Annotated in this window: 21 protein-coding genes and 2 tRNA genes; 6 read left to right on the top strand and 17 right to left on the bottom strand. The window is 71.4% G+C overall.

Features of this window, described 5'->3' with window-relative positions; all coding sequences use genetic code 11:
- Window positions 1-73 precede the first annotated feature (73 nt).
- Window positions 74-940, top strand: coding sequence for a GyrI-like domain-containing protein (locus tag ACFVTR_RS02765; protein WP_387034520.1), 867 nt, complete (start codon window positions 74-76; stop codon window positions 938-940).
- 101 nt (window positions 941-1,041) lie between these two features.
- On the opposite strand, the gene ACFVTR_RS02760 is transcribed toward ACFVTR_RS02765, so the two are convergent.
- From ACFVTR_RS02760 to topA, 5 genes are all read right to left on the bottom strand, one after another.
- A tRNA-Thr gene (locus ACFVTR_RS02760) sits at window positions 1,042-1,114 on the bottom strand.
- A gap of 132 nt (window positions 1,115-1,246) precedes the next feature.
- A complete protein-coding gene (locus tag ACFVTR_RS02755) occupies window positions 1,247-2,827 on the bottom strand; it encodes an alpha/beta hydrolase (protein ID WP_387034518.1) in 1,581 nt (526 codons plus the stop codon).
- Complete coding sequence (locus ACFVTR_RS02750) at window positions 2,824-4,014, bottom strand: DNA polymerase III subunit delta' (RefSeq protein ID WP_387034517.1); 1,191 nt, start codon at window positions 4,012-4,014, stop codon at window positions 2,824-2,826. Before ACFVTR_RS02750 ends, ACFVTR_RS02755 begins: the two co-directional genes overlap by 4 nt.
- Before the next feature lie 34 nt (window positions 4,015-4,048).
- A complete protein-coding gene (gene tmk / locus ACFVTR_RS02745) occupies window positions 4,049-4,681 on the bottom strand; it encodes a dTMP kinase (RefSeq protein WP_376941198.1) in 633 nt (210 codons plus the stop codon).
- A complete protein-coding gene (gene topA, locus ACFVTR_RS02740; protein ID WP_387034515.1) occupies window positions 4,678-7,461 on the bottom strand; it encodes a type I DNA topoisomerase in 2,784 nt (927 codons plus the stop codon). Before topA ends, tmk begins: the two co-directional genes overlap by 4 nt.
- A 209-nt stretch (window positions 7,462-7,670) precedes the next feature.
- On the opposite strand from topA, the gene ACFVTR_RS02735 reads away from it, so the two are divergent.
- Complete coding sequence (locus ACFVTR_RS02735; protein WP_387034513.1) at window positions 7,671-7,907, top strand: hypothetical protein; 237 nt, start codon at window positions 7,671-7,673, stop codon at window positions 7,905-7,907.
- A 29-nt stretch (window positions 7,908-7,936) separates the two neighbouring features.
- On the opposite strand, the gene ACFVTR_RS02730 is transcribed toward ACFVTR_RS02735, so the two are convergent.
- From ACFVTR_RS02730 to ACFVTR_RS02710, 5 genes are all read right to left on the bottom strand, one after another.
- Window positions 7,937-8,317, bottom strand: coding sequence for an Rv3654c family TadE-like protein (locus ACFVTR_RS02730; RefSeq protein ID WP_387034511.1), 381 nt, complete (start codon window positions 8,315-8,317; stop codon window positions 7,937-7,939).
- A complete protein-coding gene (locus ACFVTR_RS02725; protein ID WP_387034509.1) occupies window positions 8,314-8,622 on the bottom strand; it encodes a TadE family type IV pilus minor pilin in 309 nt (102 codons plus the stop codon). The genes ACFVTR_RS02730 and ACFVTR_RS02725 overlap by 4 nt, the downstream gene beginning before the upstream one ends.
- Before the next feature lie 16 nt (window positions 8,623-8,638).
- A complete protein-coding gene (locus ACFVTR_RS02720; RefSeq protein ID WP_387035369.1) occupies window positions 8,639-8,845 on the bottom strand; it encodes a DUF4244 domain-containing protein in 207 nt (68 codons plus the stop codon).
- Between the two features lie 133 nt (window positions 8,846-8,978).
- Window positions 8,979-9,980 carry a type II secretion system F family protein gene (locus ACFVTR_RS02715; RefSeq protein WP_387034507.1) on the bottom strand — a complete coding sequence of 334 codons (1,002 nt, stop codon included), beginning with the start codon at window positions 9,978-9,980 and terminating at the stop codon, window positions 8,979-8,981.
- A complete protein-coding gene (locus tag ACFVTR_RS02710) occupies window positions 9,977-11,095 on the bottom strand; it encodes a TadA family conjugal transfer-associated ATPase (RefSeq protein WP_387034505.1) in 1,119 nt (372 codons plus the stop codon). Before ACFVTR_RS02710 ends, ACFVTR_RS02715 begins: the two co-directional genes overlap by 4 nt.
- Before the next feature lie 457 nt (window positions 11,096-11,552).
- On the opposite strand from ACFVTR_RS02710, the gene acs reads away from it, so the two are divergent.
- Window positions 11,553-13,505 carry an acetate--CoA ligase gene (gene acs, locus ACFVTR_RS02705; protein ID WP_387034503.1) on the top strand — a complete coding sequence of 651 codons (1,953 nt, stop codon included), beginning with the start codon at window positions 11,553-11,555 and terminating at the stop codon, window positions 13,503-13,505.
- A 79-nt stretch (window positions 13,506-13,584) separates the two neighbouring features.
- Here the strand turns inward: acs and ACFVTR_RS02700 are convergent, their stop codons facing one another.
- Together ACFVTR_RS02700 and ACFVTR_RS02695 are read right to left on the bottom strand one after the other, a co-directional pair.
- Window positions 13,585-14,055, bottom strand: coding sequence for a RidA family protein (locus ACFVTR_RS02700; protein WP_387034501.1), 471 nt, complete (start codon window positions 14,053-14,055; stop codon window positions 13,585-13,587).
- Window positions 14,055-14,288, bottom strand: coding sequence for a hypothetical protein (locus ACFVTR_RS02695; RefSeq protein ID WP_157422335.1), 234 nt, complete (start codon window positions 14,286-14,288; stop codon window positions 14,055-14,057). Before ACFVTR_RS02695 ends, ACFVTR_RS02700 begins: the two co-directional genes overlap by 1 nt.
- A gap of 149 nt (window positions 14,289-14,437) precedes the next feature.
- On the opposite strand from ACFVTR_RS02695, the gene ACFVTR_RS02690 reads away from it, so the two are divergent.
- From ACFVTR_RS02690 to ACFVTR_RS02680, 3 genes are all read left to right on the top strand, one after another.
- Window positions 14,438-17,059, top strand: a complete 2,622-nt coding sequence (locus ACFVTR_RS02690) for a transglycosylase domain-containing protein (protein WP_387034499.1) — start codon at window positions 14,438-14,440, stop codon at window positions 17,057-17,059.
- On the top strand, window positions 17,056-18,030 hold the full coding sequence (locus tag ACFVTR_RS02685) for a metallophosphoesterase (protein WP_387034497.1): 975 nt from the start codon (window positions 17,056-17,058) through the stop codon (window positions 18,028-18,030). The genes ACFVTR_RS02690 and ACFVTR_RS02685 overlap by 4 nt, the downstream gene beginning before the upstream one ends.
- 113 nt (window positions 18,031-18,143) lie before the next feature.
- Window positions 18,144-18,217, top strand: a tRNA-Pro gene (locus tag ACFVTR_RS02680).
- Window positions 18,218-18,269: 52 nt separating this feature from the next.
- On the opposite strand, the gene ACFVTR_RS02675 is transcribed toward ACFVTR_RS02680, so the two are convergent.
- The 5 genes from ACFVTR_RS02675 to ACFVTR_RS02655 all read right to left on the bottom strand — a co-directional run bounded on the left by ACFVTR_RS02675 (window position 18,270) and on the right by ACFVTR_RS02655 (window position 24,049).
- Entirely contained in the window at window positions 18,270-19,571 is a 1,302-nt protein-coding gene (locus ACFVTR_RS02675) for a UDP-glucose dehydrogenase family protein (protein ID WP_387034495.1), read from the bottom strand.
- A gap of 62 nt (window positions 19,572-19,633) precedes the next feature.
- Window positions 19,634-20,731 carry a heparan-alpha-glucosaminide N-acetyltransferase domain-containing protein gene (locus ACFVTR_RS02670; protein ID WP_387034493.1) on the bottom strand — a complete coding sequence of 366 codons (1,098 nt, stop codon included), beginning with the start codon at window positions 20,729-20,731 and terminating at the stop codon, window positions 19,634-19,636.
- The gene (locus ACFVTR_RS02665; protein WP_387034491.1) at window positions 20,728-21,579 is read right to left on the bottom strand and encodes a universal stress protein; all 852 of its coding nucleotides are present in this window, start codon (window positions 21,577-21,579) and stop codon (window positions 20,728-20,730) included. Before ACFVTR_RS02665 ends, ACFVTR_RS02670 begins: the two co-directional genes overlap by 4 nt.
- Before the next feature lie 119 nt (window positions 21,580-21,698).
- Window positions 21,699-23,303 (bottom strand): hypothetical protein, encoded by a 1,605-nt coding sequence (locus ACFVTR_RS02660; protein WP_387034489.1) that lies wholly within the window; start codon window positions 23,301-23,303, stop codon window positions 21,699-21,701.
- Entirely contained in the window at window positions 23,300-24,049 is a 750-nt protein-coding gene (locus tag ACFVTR_RS02655) for a glycosyltransferase family 2 protein (protein WP_387034487.1), read from the bottom strand. Before ACFVTR_RS02655 ends, ACFVTR_RS02660 begins: the two co-directional genes overlap by 4 nt.
- Between the last annotated feature and the right edge of the window lie 12 nt (window positions 24,050-24,061).

Here is a 24,061-nt window from a genome sequence, read left to right as displayed (position 1 = left end):
CCGACTCGATCGGACCGCAAGAGTAGGGTGCCGATCGTCGCGGCGAGCGAGGCTGGACGACGAAGGGAGCACCATGATCGCAGAACTGAACCGTCTCGTCGCGTACGTCGAGGATCGTCTCACCGACGACCTCGACGTGACCGCGCTGGCGACGGGCTTCGGCACGACCGAGTACCACCTCCGCCGGATGTTCTCGTCGTTGGCCGGCATGCCGCTCTCCGAGTACGTTCGGCGCCGCCGGATGACGGCCGCCGCGGCGGACGTCATCGGAGGCGGCGAGCTGCTGGGCATCGCCGTGCGCTACGGCTACGGCTCGACCGAGGCGTTCGGCCGAGCGTTCCGATCGGTGCACGGCGTCGGCCCCGGCGACGTGCGGCGGGACGGCGGCCCCCTTCGAACGCAACCGCAACTCAGGTTCCGCCTGACCGTCGAAGGGAACATCACCATGGACACTCGCATCGCAGATCGACCGGCATTCCGGCTCGTCGGCCACGCAGCACGTGTGCCGCTCATCCACCACGGCGCCAATCCGCACATCCAGGCCCACATCGCCGCGCTGCCGGCATCGGAGCACTCCCGGCTGAGAGACCTGGGCGACGGCGAGCCCGCGGGCCTGCTCCAGGTGAGCGACGACGTCGATCCCGATTACGCGGAGGGCAGCGAACTGACGTACCTCCACGGGGTCGCCATCACCGACGGGACGCACGTGCCGGAGGATCTGGACGTGATCGACGTGCCCGCCGGCAGCTGGGCGGTGTTCCGCACCGAAGGGGAGTATCCGGGAGCGCTGCAGTCGGCATGGGCGGCCACCGCGACGGAGTGGTTCCCGTCCAATCCCTGGCGGCTGCGTCCCGGTCCCTCGATCGTGGCGATCCTCGACCGCGCCCCCGACTTCAGCACGGCCACCTGCGAATTGTGGCTCGCGATCGAACGAGCCTGATCGACATCGCCCGTCGGAGACGATCCGACGACCCGGCGACCCGGACAAACGGAGAAGCCCGGAACCCCGCGAGATCTGCGGAGTTCCGGGCTTCGTGTCGGAGCCGCCTGTGGGAATCGAACCCACGACCTTCTCATTACGAGTGAGACGCTCTGCCGACTGAGCTAAGGCGGCGTGACGACCGGCGCGCGAGGCGCACCGACTGGCACGAGAGTCAATAGTAGCGGATGCGCGAGCCTCCTGATGACCACTCCGGTCAGCGGTGCGGATGCCTCGCGGCGCTCGCCGCGCGACATCCGCACCCGATCAGCACTCGGGGTCGCTCGCCGGCACCGTCCCGTCGATGAGATAGCTCTCAACCGCGCCGTTCACGCAGGAGTTCGACTTGTTGTAGGCAGTGTGCCCCTCGCCCTCGTAGCTCACGACCACGCCGCTCTCAAGCTGGTCGGCGAGGGCGACCGCCCACTCGTACGGGGTCGCCGGGTCGCCGGTGGTGCCGACGACCATGATCGGCGCAGCGCCCTCTGCGTGGATCTCGGCCCGCTCGCGGTCGGACTGGTACGGCCAGTTGACGCAGCTGAGGTCGCCGTAGCCCATGTACGGGCCGATCGTCGGGGCGGCCTCGGCGATCGCCTCGGCCTTCTCGCGCATCACGGCCACGTCTGACTGGTAGGTGTAGTCGAGGCAGTTGATGGCCCGGAAGGCCTCGGTCGAGTTGTCGAGGTACGTGCCGTCGGGGTTGCGACCGTTGTAGCCGTCGGCGAAGGCGAGCGCGGGATCGGCGTCGCCGAGCATCGTGGCCTCGAGCATGTCGCTGAGGTACGGCCACGAGTCGGCACTGTAGAGCGGGTAGATGATCGCCGTCAGGAGCGTGTCGGCGCCCACCATCCGCCCGTCGCTGCCGCGCAGGGGGCTCTGGTCGACCGAGGCGAGCAGGCGCCCGATCTCGTCGCGCGACGCGTCGACGGTGCCGTCGAACGGGCAGTCGTCCGAGGCGAGGCAGTCTTCCAGGTAGGCGTCGAGCGCTCGCTCGAACCCGACGGACTGCGCCTTCGAGACCTCGAAGTCGCTCGCCGACGGGTCGATCGCGCCGTCGAGCACGAGCCGACCGACCTTCTCGGGGTAGAGCTCGGCGTAGGTCGCCCCGAGGAAGGTGCCGTACGAGAAGCCGAGGTAGTTCAACTGCTCGTCGCCGAGGACCGCACGCAGCAGGTCCATGTCGCGGGCGGCACTCTCGGTGTCGACGTTCGGCAGGAGGGCGCCGGTGTTCTCGTCGCAGGCCGCTCCGAAGTCGGCCGCGGCACTGCCGACGGCCTCGATCCACTCGTCGCTGCCGCGCTCCGCGGGCACGATGCCGTAGAGGTAGTCGTCCATCTCGGCGGCGTCGTAGCAGGCGACCGCCGAGGAGCGGCCGACCCCGCGCGGGTCGAAGCCGACGATGTCGAAGCGCTCCTGCAGGGGCTCGCCGACGGCGTAGTCGAGGGAGTCGAGCACGAAGTCGTAGCCCGAGCCGCCGGGGCCGCCGGGGTTCACGAGCAGCGACCCGACCTTCTCGCCGCTCGCCACGTGACGCACGAGGGCGAGGTCGATCTCGCCCGCCGAAGGGTCGTTCCAGTCGAGCGGCGCCTTCGCGGTGGTGCAGCCCATGCCGTCGCCGCAGCGCTCCCACTCGAGCACCTGCGTGTAGAACGGCTCGAGCTCGGCCGAGACCTCTTCGCCGGTGGGGGTCGACACCGGCGCCGACGGCTCGAGGAACGAGGGCACGCACCCGCTCAGCGCGAGCACGGCGACGAGCGCGACGCCGACCGCCGCGAAGCGACGGCCCCGCGGCCTCCGCCCCCTCGGCTCACGATCCTGCGATCGTCGGACGGTGCTCGGTGCGCTCATGCGGCTCCTCGTTCGTGGTCGTTGGCTCGGACGGCGGAGACGAGCATCGCCTCGAGCGCGAGGGCGGGCTGCACGTTGCCCTCGATGCGCGTGCGCGCGGTCTGGATGGCGTCGAGCGTCGCGAGCGTCCGCGCGGGCGTCGCCGCCGCGGCGGCCAGCTCGATGCCCGGCAGCAGCTCGCGATTGACGAGCGGGACCTCCGCGGCCAGTTGCACGAGCAGGATGTCGCGGTAGAGCGACGCCAGATCGACGAGGATCCGGTCGATGCCGTCGCGGAGGCTCCGGGTCGCCCGGCGCTTCTGATCGTCTTCGAGGGCCTTGATCTGCGGCCGGAGCGCCGGCGGCACCGCCTGCCCGGGGGCGATGCCGAGCGAGTGCAGCGCGTGCTCGCGCTCCTCGGCGTCGCGGAGCTCGGTGATCGCCTTCGCGTCGTCGCCGGCGATCTCGAGATACCGCGCCGCCGTCATCACCGCGGTCGCCGTCGAGCGCACCCGCAGCGCGAGCTGGAGCGTCTCGGCCCGGCGCTCGCGCGCCTCGGCGTTGGTGGCGAGCCGGTGCGCCATGCCGATGTGGCTCTGCGCCTCGCGAGCCGCGCGTTCGGCGAGCTCGGCGTCGACGCCGTCACGGCGCACGAGGAGCTCGGCCACGTCGGCCACGCTCGGCACCTGGAGGCGCACCGAGCGAACCCGCGAACGGATCGTCGGGATGAGGTCGGCCTCGCTCGGCGCGCAGAGGATCCAGACGGTGCGCTCGGGCGGCTCTTCGAGCTCCTTGAGGAGGAAGTTCGAGGTCTGCTCGGTCATGCGATCGGCGTCTTCGACGATGATCACGCGATGCCGGCCGATCGAGGGCGCGTAGTGCGAGCGCTTCACGATGTCGCGCACGTCGTCGCGCTTGATGATCACGCCCTCGGTCGCGAGCACGTGCAGGTCGGGGTGGCTGCGCGCGTCGACCTGGATCCGCGTCGTCTCGTCGCCGTCGGGGTCGCCCGAGATCAGCGCCGTCGCGAAGGCGTAGGCGAGATTGGAGCGCCCCGAGCCCGGTGGGCCGGTCACGAGCCACGAGTGCGTCATCTGCTGCGAACCGCCGGCGGATGCCTCGGTGCCGCCGCCGCGCGCGGCCTCGGCCGCGGCGCGGAACACGGCGATCGCCGCGTCCTGCCCGGTCAGCTCGCTCCACACGCTCACGGCTCCACGCTACCTTCCGCCGCCGACGGCGGATTCAGCGGTCGCCCAGGAGTGCGCCGACCCGCTCGCGGATCGCGAGCGCGATCGCCTCGACCGGCTGCGCCGCGTCGACGACGAGGAATCGCCCGGGTTCGGCCTCGGCGAGTCCGAGATAGGCGGTGCGCACCCGGTCGTGGAACTCGGCGGCCTCGGCCTCGAGCCGGTCGTACCGCGTGCGCGCCTCGTCGAGACGGCCCCGGGCCGCCGCGGCGTCGAGGTCGAGCAGCACGGTGAGGTCGGGCACGAGCCCCTCGGTCGCCCACTCGGAGATCCCGCGCACGGCCTCGGGGTCGAGCACGCGCCCGGCCCCCTGGTAGGCCACCGAGGAGTCGATGTACCTGTCCTGGAGGACGACGTCGCCGCGTTCGAGCGCCGGCCGCACGACCGTCGCGACGTGATGCGCACGGTCGGCCGCGTAGAGCAGCGCCTCGGCGCGCGGCGCGATGTCGCCGCGGTGGTGCAGCACGATCTCGCGCACCTCGACGCCGACCTCGGTGCCGCCCGGTTCGCGGGTGCGCACGACGGTGCGCCCCTGCCCGGTCAGCCACTCGCCGAGCAGTTCGGCCTGCGTGGTCTTGCCCGAGCCGTCGCCCCCCTCGAGGGTGATGAACAGACCCGAACCGCTCACTTCTTCGACGCCGGCTTCTTCGCGGCCGGCTTCTTGGCGGGCGCCTTCTTGCGCGGTGCGGCCGGGCCCTTGTCGCGCTTGATCTGCAGCAGCTCGACCGCGCGCTCGAAGGTGATGTCCTCGACGGACTCGGCGCGCGGGATCGTCGCGTTCGTCGTGCCGTCGGTGACGTACGGTCCGAAGCGGCCGTCCTTCACCTTGATCGGCTTGCCGCTCACCGGGTCGTTGTCGAACTCCTTCAAGGCGCTCGACGCGCGGCGGGCGCCGTACTTCGGCTGGGCGAACAGCTCGAGCGCGCCGGCGAGGTCGATGTCGAAGATCGCGTCCTCGCTGGGGAGCGTGCGGGTGTCGGCGTCCTTCTTGAGGTACGGGCCGTAGCGACCGTTCTGCGCCGTGATCTCGACGCCCGACTCGGGGTCGGCGCCGACGACGCGGGGCAGGTCGAGCAGCTTCAACGCCGTCTCGAGGTCGATCTCCTCGGGGTGCATGCTCTTGAACAGCGACGCCGTGCGCGGCTTCGGGGCGGCGGCCTTCTTCGCGCCGCGCTTCGGCTTCGGCGCCTCGACGACCTCGCCGGTCGCGGTGTCGACGGTCGCCGCCGCCTCGGGCTCGGGCTCGGGCTCGAGCTCGGTCACGTACGGTCCGAAGCGGCCGTCCTTCGCGACGATCTGCTTGCCGTTCGCGGGGTTCACGCCCAGCACGCGGTCGCCCTGCACGGGCGCCTCGATGAGTTCTCGGGCCTTCGCCTCGGTGAGCTCGTCGGGCGCGAGCCCCTCGGGCAGGTTCACCCGGCGCGGCGTCGGCTCTCCGGTCGCGGAGGGGGCGGCGTCGGGGTCGATCGTCTCGAGGTAGGGGCCGTACTTGCCGATCCGCAGCGTGATGTCGGGCGCGATCGCGACCGAGTTGATCTCGCGCGCGTCGATCTCGCCGAGGTTGTCGACGACCTGACGGAGCCCGCGGTGCTTGTCCGAGCCGAAGTAGAAGCTCGAGAGCCAGTCGACCCGGTCGGCCTCGCCCGCGGCGATGTGGTCGAGGTCGTCCTCCATCTCGGCCGTGAAGTCGTACTCGACGAGGTCGCCGAAGTGCTCCTCGAGCAGGCGCACGACCGAGAAGGCGATCCAGCTCGGCACGAGCGCCTGGCCGCGCTGCGTGACGTAGCCGCGGTCGATGATCGTCGAGATGATCGAGGCGAAGGTCGAGGGCCGGCCGATGCCGAGCTCCTCGAGGCGCTTGACGAGGCTCGCCTCGGTGTAGCGCGGCGGCGGGCTCGTCTCGTGGCCCTTGGCCTCGAGCAGGTCGAGCGCGAGCTGCTGCCCTTCGGCCAGCTGCGGGAGCTTGGCGTCGCCCGAGGCGTCGTCGCGGTTGCGCTCCTCGTCGCGTCCCTCTTCATAGGCGGCGAGGAAGCCGCGGAAGGTGATCACGGTGCCGCTCGCGGTGAACTCGGCGATCGTGCCGCCGATCTTCGTCGTCGGCGCGGCCGGGGCGGCGGCATCCGCCTTCGTCGGGCCGACCTCGATCGTGACGGTGGCCGTCTGGCCCTTCGCGTCGGCCATCTGCGAGGCGACGGTGCGCTTCCAGATGAGGTCGTAGAGGTCGAACTCGCGCCCGCGCAGCGACCCCTGGAGCGAGGCGGGCGTGCGGAACACCTCGCCCGAGGGGCGGATGGCCTCGTGCGCCTCCTGGGCGTTCTTCGACTTGCCGGCGTAGACGCGGGGCTTGTCGGGCACGGAGTCGGCGCCGTAGAGCGAGGTTGCCTGGGCGCGCGCCGCCGAGATCGCCTGCTGCGAGAGCGAGTTCGAGTCGGTGCGCATATAGGTGATGTAGCCGTTCTCGTAGAGCGACTGCGCCACGCGCATCGTGTCCTTCGCCGAGAGGCGGAGCTTGCGCGCGGCCTCCTGCTGCAGGGTCGAGGTGGTGAAGGGCGCCGCCGGGCGGCGCGAGTACGGCTTCGTCTCGAGCTTGGAGACGCGCTGCGCGACCGTGTCGTCGCGGAGCGCCGACGCCAGCGCCTCGGCGGTCGCCTCGTCGATGACGACGGCCTTCGAGGTCAGCTTCCCGGAGTCGTCGAAGTCGCGACCGGTCGCGATGCGCTCACCGCCGACGCGCACGAGCTTCGCGTCGAACGCGCTGCCCGCGGCATCCGTGGCGAAGGTGCCGATCAGGTCCCAGTAGCCGGCCGCGACGAAGGCGAGGCGCTCGCGCTCTCGGTCGACGACGAGGCGCGTGGCCGCGGACTGCACGCGGCCCGCGGAGAGGCCGGGGCCGACCTTGCGCCAGAGCACCGGCGAGACCTCGTACCCGTAGAGCCGGTCGAGGATGCGGCGGGTCTCCTGCGCGTCGACGAGCGCGGTGTCGAGCTCGCGGGTGTTGTCCTTCGCCTTCTGGATGGCGTCCTTCGTGATCTCGTGGAAGACCATGCGGCGCACGGGGACCTTGGGCTTCAGCTCCTGCAGGAGATGCCACGCGATGGCCTCGCCCTCGCGGTCCTCATCGGTGGCGAGCAGGAGTTCATCGGCGTTCTTCAGGGCGCGCTTGAGTTCGGCGACCGTCTTCTTCTTCGAGTCGGAGACCACGTAGTACGGCTCGAAGCCGTTGTCGACGTCGACCGAGAACTTGCCGAGCGGGCCCTTCTTGAGCTCTGCGGGCAGGTTCTTCGGCTCGATGAGATCGCGGATGTGACCGACCGAGGACAGCACCTCGTACCCGTCGCCCAAGTACTGGGCGATGGACTTCATCTTGGTCGGCGACTCCACGATGACCAACTTCTTCGCGCCTGACACCAGACTCCTTCTGACCGTTCGAATGAGACGAGAACGCACAATGTATGCCGCGCCCCCGAGCGGTGTGCCATGGCCGGCGGAACGCTCCGCCGACAGCCACACGATACACACCCTCGCCGGAAGTACGCCCACTCCACGGCGTCCAGTGGTCGAGACGCGACTCGCCGCGACCCTCTTGCGCTTCGGCACGCCGGGAGGAGAATGGCCGCATGGACACGTCATCTCACGGCTCGTACACGGCCAAGCTGATCGACGGGCCGCTCGAGGGCAAGACCGTCGCGACGGCCTTCCTCGAATCCGGCGACCCCAGGCCCCGCCTCGAGCTCAACGCCGATGCGGGCAAGCGCTACGTCTACTCCCGCTCGGCCGGACTCGAGTTCGAGACGCCGGGCGACTCGCGTCCCTCGGCGGTCGACTACCGGTTCATCGAGACCGTCTTCGACTGATCGGTCCGGGTCGCCGCGCGGCGACGGGTTCACCCCGGCCAGCCCGGAGGCCCGGCGCGTGCCTCGGCCGTGAGCGCGAAGCCCGGCACCCCGACGCGCACCGACACCGCGGCGACCGGGCCGTCGAGCTCGCACGACACGAGTTCGACGCCGTTGCGCTCGGCGATCGCCGAGGCGAGCGCGCAGGGCGTTCCCGGCACGGCGCCGCTCGACGCGTCAGCGGCGGCGAGCGCGGCGGCGTCGGCCGCGTTCGCCGCGCGCTGCGACCCCACGAAGGCGCCGAGCACCGGCACGAGGAGCGCCGTGAGCCCGATGATCGCACCGACGAGACCGAGCGCGACGACCGAGGCGGCACCACGGTCGTCGCCTCGGCCGTCGAGGCGATCCGGTAGTTGACTGAGCCGGTTCATCGTCCGCCTCCGACCGCGCACGACTCAGCACTCAGGCGCACGGCCGACAGGAGCCCCGGACCCGAGGCGGTGAGCCGCGCGCACACGAACTCCCCCTCCTCCGCGACCGCGAGCGCCGCAGCGCCGGCCACGCGCGCGGCGATCGCCTGTGCGGTGGCGCTCGACTCGCCTCGTCCGAGTGCCCGTGCGGCGTCGGCGGCCGCGTCGGTGAGCCGCACCTGCTGGGCCGCGAGCTGCACCGAGGCGAGGCATCCGGCAAGCACGAGCGCGATCGCCGGCAGCGCGACGGCGAACTCCGCCGTCACGCTGCCCCGCTCCCGGTCACCCCACCGTGAGCGCATTCCGCACGAGATCGGTGAGGATGCCGCGCACCTCGTCACCGCGGAGGATGACGACGAGCAGGCCCGCGAAGCCGACCGCGGCCATGGTCGCGACCGCGTACTCGGCGGTGGCGGCCCCGCGCTCTCCGCCGAAGCGGCGGAGGAGACGACGAACGGCGGACCGCCGCCGGGCCGGAACGACGTCGATCTGCGCAGGCTCGGCCTGCGCCCCGACGTCACCCGCTCGCGCGCGCTCGTCGACCAGGTCATCGGAGTTCTGCATGTGGTTCCCTTCAGTAGTGCCGGAGGCCCGGCGGATCGGCGGCACGAGTCCTGGGTCGTCACGAGGCATCGCCGAGGGTGCCGGTGACGACGGAGATCATGAGCGGCGCGACGCCGAGCAGCACGAAGGCCGGCAGCACGCAGAGTCCGAGCGGCAGCATGAGGCGTACGCCGAGTGCCGCCGCCGCCGCGGCACCCGCCGAGCGGGCGGCGCGGCGCACCCGGAGCGACTCGGCGCGGAGGAGCTCGGCGACCGGGGCGCCCGCCCGGGCCGCGAGCGCCACGACCTCGTCGACGGCGCGGCCGTCTCCCGAGTGCGGCACGTGCGTGCGGACGGTCTCACGGGTGAGCACCCTGGCCCGCTCGACCGAGGCGCCGCTCGACATCGCGATCGCGAGCAGCTCGAGCTCGAGTCCGGCGTCGGCGCGCGAGACCGAGGCGGTCCGGGCGAGCCGCCGGTTCCATCCCGCTCCGGCCCAGAGCAGCAGCGCGCCGAGCACGAGACAGGCGAGGCCGATGGGGTTGCCGAGCAGCACGCCGACGGTGTCGAAGCCGAGCGTCGCTCCGAACACGACGGTGATCGGCGGCAGGGCGGTGACGAGCCGGGCGCTGGCCGCGGGGCCGGCGAGCGCGGCGCCGACGTCACGACGCAGCTGTGCCTCGTCGCGAAGCACGACGGCGAGGCTCCGCAGGCTCGCGGCGAGCGGCGCACCCGACTCGGCGGCGACCGCCCAGGCCGCGGCGAGGACCGGCCAGGCGAGGGAGGCCCCTGGGTGGGCCGCGCCTGCGACGGCGATCGCCGCGGCGACCGACTCCCCCTGCGACGCCGCCTCGGCGGCCGCGGCGAGCACCCGCTCGTCGCCGGAGACGGCCGGGCCGCCGTCCGTGGTTCCGGTCGTGCCCGCAGCGCCGTCCTCCGCGGACACGTGGCGCCAGGCGCTCGAGGCCGGCACCCCCGCTGCGAGGAGCACGGCGAGGCGCTCGGTGATCGACGCGATCGCGTCGACCCCCGCGCCCGGGTCGGCCGCGCGTCGGCGCACGAGATTCGTCAGCGCGATCACAGCGGCTCCACTCCGAGCCGATCGCCGCGCAGGGCGAACCGGCCGATCTGGGCGAGACGCCGGCAGCCGTCGACGCGTTCGAGGTGCAGCACGAGGTCGAAGGCGCTCGCCGTCTGCCGTGCCACTGCGTCGGGCGAGAGCCCCGCCGTCGCGCCGAGCGCTTCGAGCCGGGCGGGGACGTCGGCGAGCGAGTTCGCGTGGAGCGTGCCGGCCCCGCCGTCGTGCCCGGTGTTGAGCGCGGCGAGGAGCTCGCGCAGCTCGGCGCCGCGGCACTCGCCGACCACGAGCCGGTCGGGGCGCATCCGCAGCGCCTCTCGGAGCAGCGCGTCGAGCCCGATGCGCCCGCTGCCCTCGAGATTCGCCTGGCGCGCCTCGAGCGAGACGACGTGCGGGTGCGCGAACCGGAGCTCGGCGACGTCCTCGATGACGACGATGCGTTCGTGCGCGGGCGCCCCGCTCAGCATCGCGGCGAGCATCGTCGTCTTGCCGGTGCCGCCGGCACCGGTGACGAGCAGGTTCCGGCGGTCGCGCACCGCGCGCTCGAGCAGCTCGCGCTGCACGTCGTCGAGCATGCCGGTGGTCGCGAGCTCGGCGAGCGATCGACCGGCCGCCCTCGGGATGCGCACGGAGATGAGGGTGCCCCCGGTCGAGACGGGCGGCAGCACCACGTGCACGCGGATGCCGAGACCGAGCCGGACGTCGACCGTCGGGGTGGCCTCGTCGACGTGGCGTCCGCCGCGGGCGATGAGCTTCACGGCCAGCGCGCGGACCTCGGACTCCTCGACCGCCCACCCGGGCTCGCGGCGGGCCCCGTCGCCCCGGTCGACCCAGAGTCCGGCGCCGCCGTTGACGAACAGATCGGTGACCGGCCCGTCGGCCGCGAACGGTGCGAGGGCGTCGAGCACGGCCAGATCGACGAGGGATGCCGCGGCCCGCGTCTCCCCCTCCGTCGCCCCGAATCCGTACTCGAGGCCGTTGAGAATCTCGGTGAACCGGTCGTTCGCCTCGAACTCGGAGGGCGCGCACGACGACGACGCGCGGCTGATCGACCGCGTACGCGGCACGGCGATCTCGTTCGTCTGCCACGAGGGCGTCGCCACGAAGGGGATGGACATGCGGCGAGCGTATGGAGCCGGGCGAGCCCCGAGGCATCCGTTCGAACGCGGAGAAGAAGAAATCCCCCTCCACGTCGTTGTGGAGGAGGATTCGACCCGCACCTGCGAGAGGTGCGCTTAACGAAAGGGGGCGGCACCCATTGGGGGGAACAGGTGCCGCCTCGGCAGCGCAAGGATTGGGGGGAATCGCGAGCGCTGCAGGCCTCGAAACGAGTGTTCGGGCGGTATTCAGTGTAGGGCCTCAGAATGAATGCGCAAGTATTTTTGTCCTCATTTGTGCGGACATACAGATTTCTCTGCGCAAAGGCACAGTAATACTCCGAAGCCGTGCACGGAAGTGCAAACCGACGATGTGTTTCCTCACTCGTCGAATGCATGCATGAGCGAGAGGTAGGGTGCTGCTTGGGGCAGGCGACCCAACCGATGAAACAGATCGCGAAGGAGCGACCGGAGAACCATGACCGTTCAGATCGATCACGCACTCGAGGAGATCAGGCGCTTCCGTCCGAGCCCCGAGTTCGCCGCCCAGGCCGTCGCCGGCCACGAGCTCTACGAGTCGGCACGCGCCGACCGCCTCGGCTTCTGGGCCGACCAGGCGCGAGAGCTCCTCACCTGGCAGAAGCCCTTCACCCGCACGCTCGACTGGTCGAACCCGCCGTTCGCGAAGTGGTTCGACGACGGCGAGCTCAACGTCGCCGAGAACTGCCTCGACCGCCATGTCGCCGCCGGCCTCGGCGACCGCGTCGCCATCCACTTCGAGGGCGAACCCGGTGACAGCCGCGACATCACCTACGCCGAGCTCACCGACGAGGTCAAGCGCGCGGCGAACGTGCTCGAGGGCCTCGGCATCGGGGAGGGCGACCGGGTCGCCATCTACCTGCCGATGATCCCCGAGGCGATCGTCTCGATGCTCGCCGTCGCGCGCATCGGCGCCATCCACTCCGTCGTGTTCGGCGGGTTCAGCTCCGACAGCCTCGCCTCGCGCATCGACGATGCCGAGGCGAAGCTCGTCATCACCGCCGACGGCGGGTACCGCAAGGGGCGGGTCTTCCCGCTCAAGCCGACGGTCGACGAGGCGATCGCCAAGTCCGCCGGATCGATCGAGAACGTGCTCGTCGTCAAGCGCACGGGCAACGAGGTCGACGTCGTCGACGGCCGCGACCACTGGTGGCACGACACCGTGGCCGAGGCCTCGGGCGAGCACGCGGCGAAGCCGTTCAACGCCGAGCACCCGCTGTTCATCCTCTACACGAGCGGCACCACCGGCAAGCCGAAGGGCGTCGTGCACTCGAGCGGCGGCTACCTCACCCAGGCCGCGTTCACCCACAAGAACGTCTTCGACCTGCACGCCGAGACCGACGTCTACTGGTGCACGGCCGACGTCGGCTGGATCACGGGCCACTCGTACGTCGTGTACGGCCCGCTCGCCAACGGCGCCACGCAGGTGGTCTACGAGGGCACCCCCGACACCCCGCACCCGGGTCGCTGGTGGGAGATCGTCGAGAAGTACAAGGTCTCGATCCTCTACACGGCCCCCACGGCGATCCGCTCGTTCATGAAGCTGGGCCGGCAGATCCCGCACCAGTTCAACCTGCGTTCGCTGCGCCTGCTCGGCTCGGTGGGCGAGCCCATCAACCCCGAGGCCTGGATCTGGTACCGCCACGTCATCGGCGGCGGCTCGATCCCCGTCGTCGACACCTGGTGGCAGACCGAGACCGGCGCGATCATGATCTCGGCGCTGCCGGGCGTCACCGACCTGAAGCCCGGTTCGGCGCAGGTGCCGGTGCCCGGCGTCTCGATCGACATCCTCACCGACGACGGCGCCCCCGTCGAAGGCGAAGAGGGCGGGCTCCTCGTCGTGACCGAGCCGTGGCCGTCGATGCTCCGCGGCATCTGGGGCGACCCCGAGCGGTTCAAGGAGACCTACTGGGAGAAGTTCGGCGACAAGTACTTCGCCGGCGACGGCGCGCGCCGCGACGAGGACGGCGACATCTGGCTGCTCGGCCGGGTCGACGACGTCATGAACGTCTCGGGCCACCGGCTCTCGACGGCCGAGATCGAGTCGTCGCTCGTCGCCCACCCGTGGACCGCCGAGGCGGCCGTCGTCGGCGCATCCGACGAGACCACGGGCCAGGCGGTCGTGGCGTTCGTGATCCTCAAGGCGAGTCAGGCCGCGCACGGCGACGACGTCGCCGCGGCGTCGGAGGAGCTGCGCAAGCACGTCGCGACCCAGATCGGTGCGATCGCTCGTCCCCGCCAGGTGTTCATCGTCAACGAGCTGCCGAAGACCCGCTCGGGCAAGATCATGCGGCGCCTGCTGCGCGACCTCGCCGAGGGCCGTCAGATCGGCGACACGACGACGTTGGCCGACACCTCGATCATGCAGATCATCAGCGAGCAGGTGAAGTAGCCGCTCCGCGACGCTCCGCACGACGACGGATGCCCCGGCGGGAATCGATCCCGCCGGGGCATCCTGCTGTCTGCTCGGGCTATGCGAACTCGACGACGAGCTCGAGCTCGACCGGCGAGTCGAGCGGCAGCACCGCGACGCCGACGGCCGAACGGGCGTGGCGCCCGGCGTCGCCGAAGATCTCGCCGAGCACCTCGGAGGCGCCGTTGATCACTCCGGGCTGTCCGGTGAATGCCGGGTCGCTCGCGACGAAGCCGACGAGCTTCACGATGCGGGTGACGCGGTCGAGCGAGCCGATCTCGGCGCGCACGGCCGCGAGCGCGTTGAGGACGCAGGTGCGGGCGTAGGCCTTGGCGTCGTCGGCGGGCACGAGCCCGTGCCCGTCGCCGACCTTGCCGGTGGCCGGCAGGGCGCCGGCCGTGAACGGCAGCTGGCCCGAGGTGTACACGTACGAGCCGGTGACGACGGCCGGCACGTAGGCGGCGACGGGGGCGGCGACCTCGGGGAGCTCGATGCCGAGCTCGGCGAGGCGGGCCTCGTAGCCGGCCATCAGGCGTGCCCCTCGCCCTCGAACTGCTTCGCGGCCTGCGCGGCCGCGGCGGCGCCGGCCGATGCCGCCGCCGAGTCCTCGCCGCCCTTGGGGCGCTTCAGGTACGCGACGAGGCCGCCCTCGGGGCCCTGCACGATCTGCACGAGCTCCCAGCCCTCCGAACCCCAGTTGTTGAGGATCGCGGCGGTGTTGTGGATGAGCAGCGGAGTGGTGATGTACTCCCAGGCGGGCATGTGGGCTCCCTCGATGGATGTCTCGTGCACGATACGTGCGGGATCGCGGTTCGCGGCGTGTCGTACCCGGATGCGACGCCCAGCGCACGTATCGGGATTTGCCAGCCTTCTCCGTTAAGCTCCACTATATGTCTGCCCAAAAACGTACGATGAGCGACGTCGGCTCCGGAATCCTCGGGTTCGTCGGCATGAGCGCTCTCGCCGGCGTCCTCGTGACCGCCGCGGTGACCCCGGCCCTCGCCGTGACCGGTATGGCTGCCAACAACAGCATCACGATGTTCGAGAACCTGCCCGGGTACCTCGAGATCGGCGAGCTGGCGCAGAAGTCGACGATCTACGCGATGAAGCCCGACGGCACTCCGTCGGCGATGGCGTTCTTCTACGACGACAACCGCGAGGAGGTGGAGTTCAAGTACATCTCGCAGTACCTGAAGGACGCCGCGGTCGCCGGTGAGGACCCCCGGTTCTACGACCACGGCGGCATCGACATCGCGGGCACCGTGCGCGGCGCGTTGAAGACGGTCATCGGAGGCGATACCCAGGGCGGTTCGTCGATCACGCAGCAGTACGTGAAGAACGTGCTGGTGGCGAACGACATGTCGAAGGCGACGACCGATGAAGAGCGCACCGAGGCGTGGGAGAAGCACACGAAGACCTCGGTCGACCGCAAGCTCAAGGAGATGCGGTACGCGATCACGGTCGAGAAGGAGTACTCGAAGGATGTGATCCTCGGCGGCTACCTGAACATCGCGGGCTTCGGCGGCCAGATCTACGGCGTGCAGACCGCCGCCTTGTACTACTTCGGCACGAACGCGAGGGACCTCTCGCTCGCCCAGGCTGCGAGCCTCATCGCGATCGTGAACAGCCCTGAGGAGTTCCGGCTCGACTACCCCGAGGACGAGCTCAACGGGGCTGCGACGGTCGTCGACGGCGAGACCGTGCCGTACGCGCGCAACAAGGAGCGCCGCGACTACATCCTCGGGAAGATGCTCGAGGAGAAGAAGATCACCCAGGAGGAGCACGACGCGGCGGTCGCCGAGCCGGTCGCTCCGAAGATCGTGCCGCCGTCGAGCGGCTGCCAGGCCTCGCCCGTCTACGCGTATTTCTGCGACTACGTCACGTGGGAGATCAAGAACAAGCTCGACAACCCCGAGACCGAGGAGAACGAGGGCGCGCGCATGCTCGAACGCGGCGGCCTCGACATCTACACGACGATCGACATGGACCTGCAGTCCGCGGCCTACTCGGCCGTGCACGATAACGTCCCCGGGTCGATCGCCGAGGCGAACATCGGCGGTTCGGCCGTGTCGGTCGAGGTCGGCACCGGACGCATCCTCGCGATGGCGCAGAACACGACGTACAACGTCGATCCCGAGGTGACCGGCGACGGCTTCGACGCCGTCAACTACAACGCGACGATCGACTACGGCAGCTCCCACGGCTTCCAGCCGGGATCGACGTTCAAGATCTTCACGCTCGGCGAGTGGCTCAAGGAGGGCCACTCGGTCAACGAGAGCATGGACGCCCGCAAGCGCAACAACTGGGGCACGTTCAAGGACAGCTGCGACGGCGACAAGGACGCCGGCGACTGGGACCCGCGCAATGACGAGGGCGGCAACGGCGGGTACTGGAGTGCGCTGCACAACACGGTCCGGTCCGAGAACACCGGCTTCGTCGCCATGGCGAAGCAGCTCGACCTGTGCGGCATCAAGAAGACCGCGACGGGGCTCATGAGCGCCGGTCGCGCCGACGGCAAGCCGCTCGGCGAGGGTCTCGACGAGGACGGCGACCGCATCCCGTTCGGCCCCTCGGCCGTGCTCGGCACCGAAGAGGTCGCACCGATCTCGATGGCGACGGCGTTCGCCGCGGTCGCCGGCGGCGGCAAGTCGTGCACGCCCGTCGCGATCGACAGCATCACCGACGGCAAGGGCGAACCGGTCGAGTTCCCGAAGTCGACGTGCACGCAGGCCATCACGCCCGACGTCGCCGCAGGTATGAACTACGCGCTGCAGCGCGTCATGACCGAAGGCACGGGTACGTCGTCGCGCGGCAGCATGGAGACCGCGGGCACGCCGATGATCGGCAAGACCGGTACGACCGACGACGCGTACGCCACCTGGATGAGCGGCGCCTCGTCGAAGGTCGCGACGGTCGTGGGCGTCTACAACGTCACCGGATTCGTGAACCTCCGCGAGACCTACATCAACGGCGAGCAGGCCGCCGTCCTCCGCCACAACATCTGGCCGCGCATCATGGACGTCGCGAACAGCAAGTACGGCGGCGACGGGTTCCCCGAGCCCGACCGGAAGTACCTGAGCACCCCGATGGCCAACGTGCCGAGCGTGCTCGGCCTTGCGCCCGACGCTGCGCAGAAGGCGCTCGAGGCGGCCGGCTTCGGCTGGTCGATGGACGGCGACGTCGACTCGGCGCAGCCGAAGGGCACGATCGGAAGCCAGTCCGCGACCGGCCAGGCTCCGCGGGGGTCGTCGATCTCGCTGAAGACCAGTCGCGGCAACCTGACCGGGGTGCCCGATGTCAGCGGCATGCAGGCCGACCAGGCCGAGGCGACCCTCGGGGCCGCCGGCTTCCGGGCCGACCGCAAGGAGGAGGACACGGACGACGAGAGCAAGAACGGCCTCGTCATCTCGCAGTCGCCTGGCCCGGGCGAGAACGCGAAACCCGGCCAGAAGGTGACGATCGTCATCGGCCGCTTCACCGGTGGCGGCGGCGACGGCGACGGCGGCCCCGAGACCCCTCCGGGCAACGGTTGACCGCCCGCCTGACGCCCGTCGCGCGGATCGCCCTGGCGATCGGCGCGGCGGGCGTCGCCGCGTTCGCCTGGGGTTCGCTCGTCGAGCGCACCCGCTGGACCCTCCGACGCGCCGAGGTGCCGGTGCTCCCCGCCGGCGCGCAGCCGATCCGCGTCCTCCACCTCTCCGACCTCCACATGGCGCCGTGGCAGCGCGACAAGCAGGAATGGGTGCGCGAGCTCGCCCTGCTCGAGCCCGACCTCATCGTCGACACGGGCGACAACCTCGGCCATGAGCGCGGCCTCGAGGGGATCCGCCGGGCATTCGAGCCGTTCGCGGGCATCCCCGGGGTCTTCGTCAACGGCTCGAACGACTACTTCGGCCCGACGCCGAAGAATCCGTTCGCGTACTTCGCGGGTCCGTCGCGGCTCCGCCGCTCGGCGAAGCGGCTCGACATCGAGGCGCTGCACGGGTTCTTCGCCGAGCTCGGCTGGCAGGACCTCGACAACACCGCCGCGAGCCTCGACCTCCGGGGCACGCACTTCGAGTTCTTCGGCGTCGACGATCCGCACAAGGGATACGACCGGCTCGACCTCATCACCGGTGCGATCGACGAGCTCCGCGCCGACGACCCGCTCGGCGAGGAGAGCTGGCTCGACGAGACCCCGCAGCCCACCGCGCGGCCCACCGTGACCATCGGCGTCGCCCACGCACCGTACCAGCGCGTGCTCAACTCCTTCGTGAACCACGGTGCACAGCTGATCCTCGCGGGCCACACGCACGGCGGCCAGGTCTGCGTGCCCGGCTACGGGGCGCTCGTGACCAACTGCGACATCCCCCGCAAGCAGGTCAAGGGGCTCAGCATCTGGCGCCACGGGCTGCGGTCGGCGTTCCTCAACGTCTCGGCCGGCCTCGGCACCTCGATCTTCGCCCCGGTGCGCTTCGCGTGCCCGCCCGAGGCCACGCTCATCACGCTCGTCCCCGCCGAATAGGCCCCGATGCCCGCAACCGCGGCGCCCGGCCGCTGCGGAGGGCGAGGCACGGCGCAGTGGTCGGAGGCGCTCGATTTATCGGCTATTCTTGTTGAGGCCCGCAAGGGTCACCCCGGGGTGTGGCGCAGCTTGGTAGCGCGCGTCGTTCGGGACGACGAGGTCGCAGGTTCAAATCCTGTCACCCCGACCGGGTAGAGACCCCCTCCGATTTCGGAGGGGGTTTCGTCGTTCTCGGGGTGTCAGGGGCGCCCGATGCCCCGGTACTCCCAGCCGGCCGCCCGCCAGGCTGCCGCGTCGAGCACGTTGCGCCCGTCGATGATGCGCCGCCCGGCGACGAGCCGGGCGGTCTCCACCGGATCGAGAGCCCGGTACTCGCGCCATTCCGTGACGAGCACGACGAGGTCGGCGCCGCGGAGCGCCTCTCGGGTCGAGCTCACGTAGTCGAGCTGCGGATGGCGCGCCCGCGCGTTGTCGATGCCCTCGGGGTCCGTCGCGACGACCTCGGCGCCGAGTCCTTTGAGCTGCACGGCGACATCGAGCGCCGGCGAATCGCGCACATCGTCGGATTCGGGCTTGAAGGTGACGCCGAGCACCGCGATGCGCTTGCGGTGCACGCTCCCGTCGAGGGCGGCGACGGCGAGGTCGACGGCGCGCTGACGCTGACGGAGGTTGATGGCGTCGACTTCTCGGAGGAAGGCGAGCGCCTCGCCGCGACCGAGCTCTTCGGCGCGAGCGGTGAACGCCCGGATGTCCTTCGGCAGGCATCCGCCGCCGAATCCCACGCCGGCGTTGAGGAAGCGGCGCCCGATGCGCGCGTCGTGTCCGATCGCGTCGGCGAGGGCGGTCACGTCGGCGCCCGAGGCATCCGCGATCTCGCTCATGGCGTTGATGAAGCTGATCTTCGTCGCGAGGAAGGCGTTCGCCGCGACCTTCACGAGCTCGGCGGTCGCGTAGTCGGTGACGATCCGCGGTGTGCCCGCCTCGATCGCGGCGCGGTAGACCTGATCGAGCACGGATGCCGCGTGGTCGTCGCCGACGCCGTAGACGAGTCGATCGGGCTCGAGGGTGTCGCGCACGGCGTAGCCTTCGCGGAGGAACTCGGGGTTCCAAGCGAGGGAGGCGTGGGGTGCGAGCTCCACGAGACGCTCGGCGAGGCGCCCGGCGGTGCCGACGGGAACGGTGCTCTTGCCGACGATCAGCGCGCCGTCGGCGAGGTGCGGCACGACGGCCTCGAAGGCCGCGTTCACGAAGCGCAGGTCGGCGGCATGGCTGTCCGCGGCCTGCGGCGTGCCCACGGCGAGGAAATGCACCTCGGCGCCGGCCGCGTCGGCGATGTCGCTCGAGAAGCGGAGCCTGCCCGTCGCGGTCGCGGAAGCGAGGATCTCGGCGAGCCCCGGCTCGAAGAACGGCGGACGCCCGACGGCGAGCGCCGCGATCTTGGCGGGATCGACGTCGATGCCGACGACGTCGTGCCCGAGTTCGGCCATCGCCGAGGCGTGCACGGCGCCGAGATAGCCGCAGCCGATCACCGAGATGCGCATGGAGTCCCTTTCGGTCGGGCTTCCATTCTCGCGTACGCTCCGTGCGATCGCCCGATGGGCGGTCAGTCGGCGCCTCCGGCTGCGGCGCCCGATCGACCGCTCGCCGCCCGCAGGAGCCGTTCGAGCGGACCTCGCCCGAGGAATCGCCTCCAGAGCCACGCGAACGCCATCCCGCCGGCGATGAGCCCGATCGTCAACCCCCAGGAGTCGTCGGTGACGAAGCCGTCCTCGACGCGCTTCGCCGCAGAGATCACCACGAGGTGCAGGGTGTAGATGGTGAGGGGCATCGCGCCCATCGCCGTCACCGGAGACAGCACGGCCCCCGCGATCCGCGTCACGGCCGGACGGGCGAGCGCGGTCAGCATCACCATCGTCGCGACGACGACGAGCCCGAGGCCCACGTTGCCGAGAGCGAGCGCCGAGGCGGAGACCGCGTGCTCTGCGGGCGTGGCCGTGGCATCCGCCTCGGCGGGCAGCAGCCGCGTGAGCGGCAGCATGACGACCGCGGTGATCGCGCCCGCGAGCGCGTACCGCGGGACCACTCGCGGATCCGCCGCCCCCATCCGCGCGAGCCCGAGGCCGATGAGCATCACCGGCACCCAGACGATGACCGGATACGCGCCGGTGAGCAGCCAGTCCCACAGCAGGCGCGGGCCGCTCTCCCTCGCGATCAGGAGCTCCTGGCTGTACTGCGCCGCGGTCGCGACGCCGGGTGCCACCGCGAGGAGCCCGGCGCCGACGACCACGGCGACGCGCGCCGGCAGGAAGAGCAACGGCAGCATGACGAGGAACGCGACGCCGTAGACGTCGAGGATGATGAACACGAGCGGATGGAGCGTCGCCGCGATGAGCAGGCCGAGCGCGACGAGGATGACGGCGCGCACGGCGAGCTGACGGCGCAGCACGCCGCGACCCTCGGTCACGGGGCGGGTGCCGCCGGTGAGGAAGCCGAGCCCGAACCCGGCGGTGAGCGCGAACAGCAGGCGTGGGCGCTCGTCGGCGATCGCGATGAGCTCGGCGACCTCGGGGGTCGCCGCCACCGGCGCGACGTGCGCGACGAACATGCCGATGAGTGCGAGACCACGGGCCGCGTCGATGCCGTCGACTCGCGGCGCAGGGCGGTCGCGCACCCGCGCGCCCAGCCCCGCGGGAGCCGTCACCGCACGACGACCGTGGGCGCCTCGAGGCGCGCCAGCACGCCGTGGCTGACCGAGCCGAGCAGGAACCGCGCGAGGGCGCTGCGGCCGTGGCTCCCGACGACGAGGAGCTCGGCCTCGGCCGCGGCGTCGGCCAGGGCGACGACCGGGTCGCCGGCGATCACCCGCCGATCGATCTCGAGCCCGGGGTGGGATCGATCCAGCGGAACGAGGGCGTCCGCGAGCACCTCGTGCGCAGCCCTCGTGAGGTCGTCCATCGCGAACGCGGAGACGCCGTACCCGTACTCGCCGCCGGCCATCAGCGCCAGATCCCACGCGTGCACCGCGATGAGCGGGCAGTCGAGCCGCTCGGCCTCCGTCGCGGCGAACTCGAGCGCCCGCGCACCGACGTCCGATCCGTCGATGCCGACGGCGACGCCGGATCGGGCCGAGACGTCGATGTCGGGCACGACCGCGACCGGCGCGTGACTCGCCGCCGCGATGCGGAGGCTGTGCACGCCGCGCCGGCTCGGGCGCTTGCCGCCGTGCGTATCGCTCGCGACGACGAGGAGCTCAGCGGCACGCGAACGCCGCTCGAAGTGCGCGATCGGCGCGCCCTGCTCGAGGTCGGTGACGATCTCGAGCGACGGGTCGACGGCGCGGGCGGCATCTGCGGCGACCGCCAGCGACGCGCGGGCCGCGTCCAGCACGGCGAGGAGCAGATCCGCGTCGCCGCTCGCCTCGATCGCCTCATCGACGACGTGGAGGAGGCGCAGCGTCGATCGGCGTGCCGACGCCTGTTCCGCAGCCCACCGCACGGCCAGGAGGCCTGCGCCCTCCGCGGCACCGACGCCCACGACGATCTCGCTCATGCATCCCCCCTCTCGACTCCATCATCACGCCGATTCGGCGGCAGCGCCAGACACTTCGAAAGGTCGTGCACGTGCGCGTCGCCCTGTCCGCCCGCATCTTGGCGGAGTCCCCGTTCGCCCTACTCCGGCGGAGCACAGACGCGGTATCGACCGCTGAGCAGCAGCGATTCGCACGTCTCGGGGCGATGCGACTCGTGCCAGACCTGCGGGTCTCCGACGACCACCGCACCGGCATCCACGAGGGCGGCGTGAGCCCCCGACAGCACGACGACGCTGACTTCGCCGCCCCAGGGGCTCGCGAGTCGATCCGCGCCGAGGTCGCCTCGCAGCTCGGCGATATCGCGCGCTGCAGCGCGTTGGTCGGCAAGGGTCTCCCAGTCGCCGTACCCGGGCAGCGCGACGCGGCCGCCCAGGGAGACGAGGAGGAGTCCGACGCCGAGGGCGCCGACGGTTGCGGCGGCGAGACGGCGGGACCGCCCCGCCCTCCATCCCGCCGGTGCCGTCCCCTCGCCGACGACGGTCGGCGTTTCGACCGGAACACGGCGCCCCGCACTCGCGAACGCGACCCGGGCGAGCGTGAGCGTCGCTGCCACGAGCACCGGGGCGAATGCGAGCACCGCCGGCGCCGGGTGGCGCAGCCAGGTCGGCGTATGCATCGAGAGGGGCCACCAGATGAGGAAGATCGTGAGGCCGAGGAGCGCCGCGCCGGAGACGACCGCGAACTCACGCGGCGTCGCCGTCGCACCGCCCGGATCGGCGAGGAGACGCGGGTCGCGGCGCACTGCCAGCAGCCCGATGACGGCGAGTGCCACCCCGGCGACGAGGACGACGGCGACGAGCCACGGCGGCAGGTGCCAGGCATCCAGGAGGGCATGCAGTTTCTCGATCGGAGGGATGGCATAGCCGCGCTGACCGCCGCCGCGCACGAACCACACGAACTCCCGCAGGTTCACGACCCACCCGGCCGGCCCGAGCGCGAAGAGCTTGACGAGCTCGAATGCCACGGTCGGCGCGGCCGCGCACGCGGCGGCCGCGATGACACGCGGCATCGCCCGACGGGCCCGCCCGACCAGGGTCGCCCCCGGGGCGTCGAACAGCGCCGCCAGCGCGAACGCCGGGAGCGCGAGCACCGCGATGAACTTCGTCTGCATGGCGAGGCCCACGAAGAGTCCGGCGAGCCACGGTCGCCGGTGCAGCACCGCGAGCGCCGCTGCGAGCAGCCCCGCGGTCGCGACCTCGCCCAGGACGTCGACGGGCGTCTGGATCGGCGAAGGGAGGCGATCGCTCGCGAAGGCGAGGGGCAGCGCCGCGGCGACGAGGCCCGCCCAGCGTCCTCCGAATCTGCGGCCGATGATCCACAGACTGCCGATGAGGAGCAGATAACCGGCGAGGCCCACGAGTCGACCGGCGATGACCGTGTCGACCCCGAGACCGATGAGCGCAGCGACCGGCAGCAGCAGCACCGGGCCCGTCGAGATCCGGACGTCGAACGGCGTGAGTTCGCTGCCCGAGAGCGTGCCGTCACTCGTGTAGCCGAGCCCTCGCAGGAGGTTGAGCGGCACCGTGAGGTTGAACGCCTCGTCCTCCCAGAGCCGGACGGTCGTGAAGGCGGGCACGAGCACGGCGAGGTTCGCGACGACCACCGTCGCGAGGACGACCCACCACAGGATGGTGCCCGCGCCGATGCGACCGCGCCCGACGGACGTCGACGGGGTCGCGCTCACTCGACCCGTCCGGGTCTCAGCGAGACCTGCCAGAGTTCGACCGCGGCCTGGCGGGCGAAACGGCGGAGTCTCGGCGGCGGAACCTGGGGCAGGCGCGACCGGCGGCCTGCGTCGCTCCACATCGTGCCCTGCGCGTCGGCACCCCGCCTCGGCAGGCTCGCCACGCGCACGTATCGAACCCGGAACGAGTTGCGGACCTCGGCGATCGAGAAGTGCACGTGCGGCACGAGTGCGTTCTGCGGCACCGTCGACACCAGCGCGGCGAGCGGTGCGGGCCGGTACGCGCGCAACGGCGTGTTGACGTCGGGGATGCGACGCCCGGCGACGATCGTCACGACGACGCCGACCATCGCGGTCAGTCCTCGACGGAACCAGGGATCGCTGCGCCCGGTGCGGACGCCGTGCACGACGTCGGCATCGGTGCCCATCGACGCGCGGACGAGCTTGGCGACGTCGGCGCCCGCGAACTGGCCGTCGCCGTCGACGTGCACCACCAGTTCGGACTCGGCGGCGAGACCGGCGCGGTACGCGGCGAGGGCGGTCGGACCGTGGCCGCGGTTGGCCTCGGCGGTGATCACCTGCAGTCGGGGAAGGTCGCGGGCGAGCGCGGCGAGCACCGACCCCGTGTCATCCGTCGACCGGTCGTCGACCACGATGAACTCGAGTTCGGCCGCCAACGGCGAGAGGTTCGCCTCGAGCTCCTGGAGGAACCCGACGATGCCCTCGGCCTCGTTGTATGCCGGCATCACAACCGCGAG

This window comes from Agromyces sp. NPDC058126 (assembly GCF_042884595.1).
Taxonomy (GTDB): Bacteria; Actinomycetota; Actinomycetes; order Actinomycetales; family Microbacteriaceae; genus Agromyces.
The sequence above is the reverse complement of the archived record's forward strand: the minus strand, read 5'-3'. Positions and strand labels throughout refer to the sequence as shown.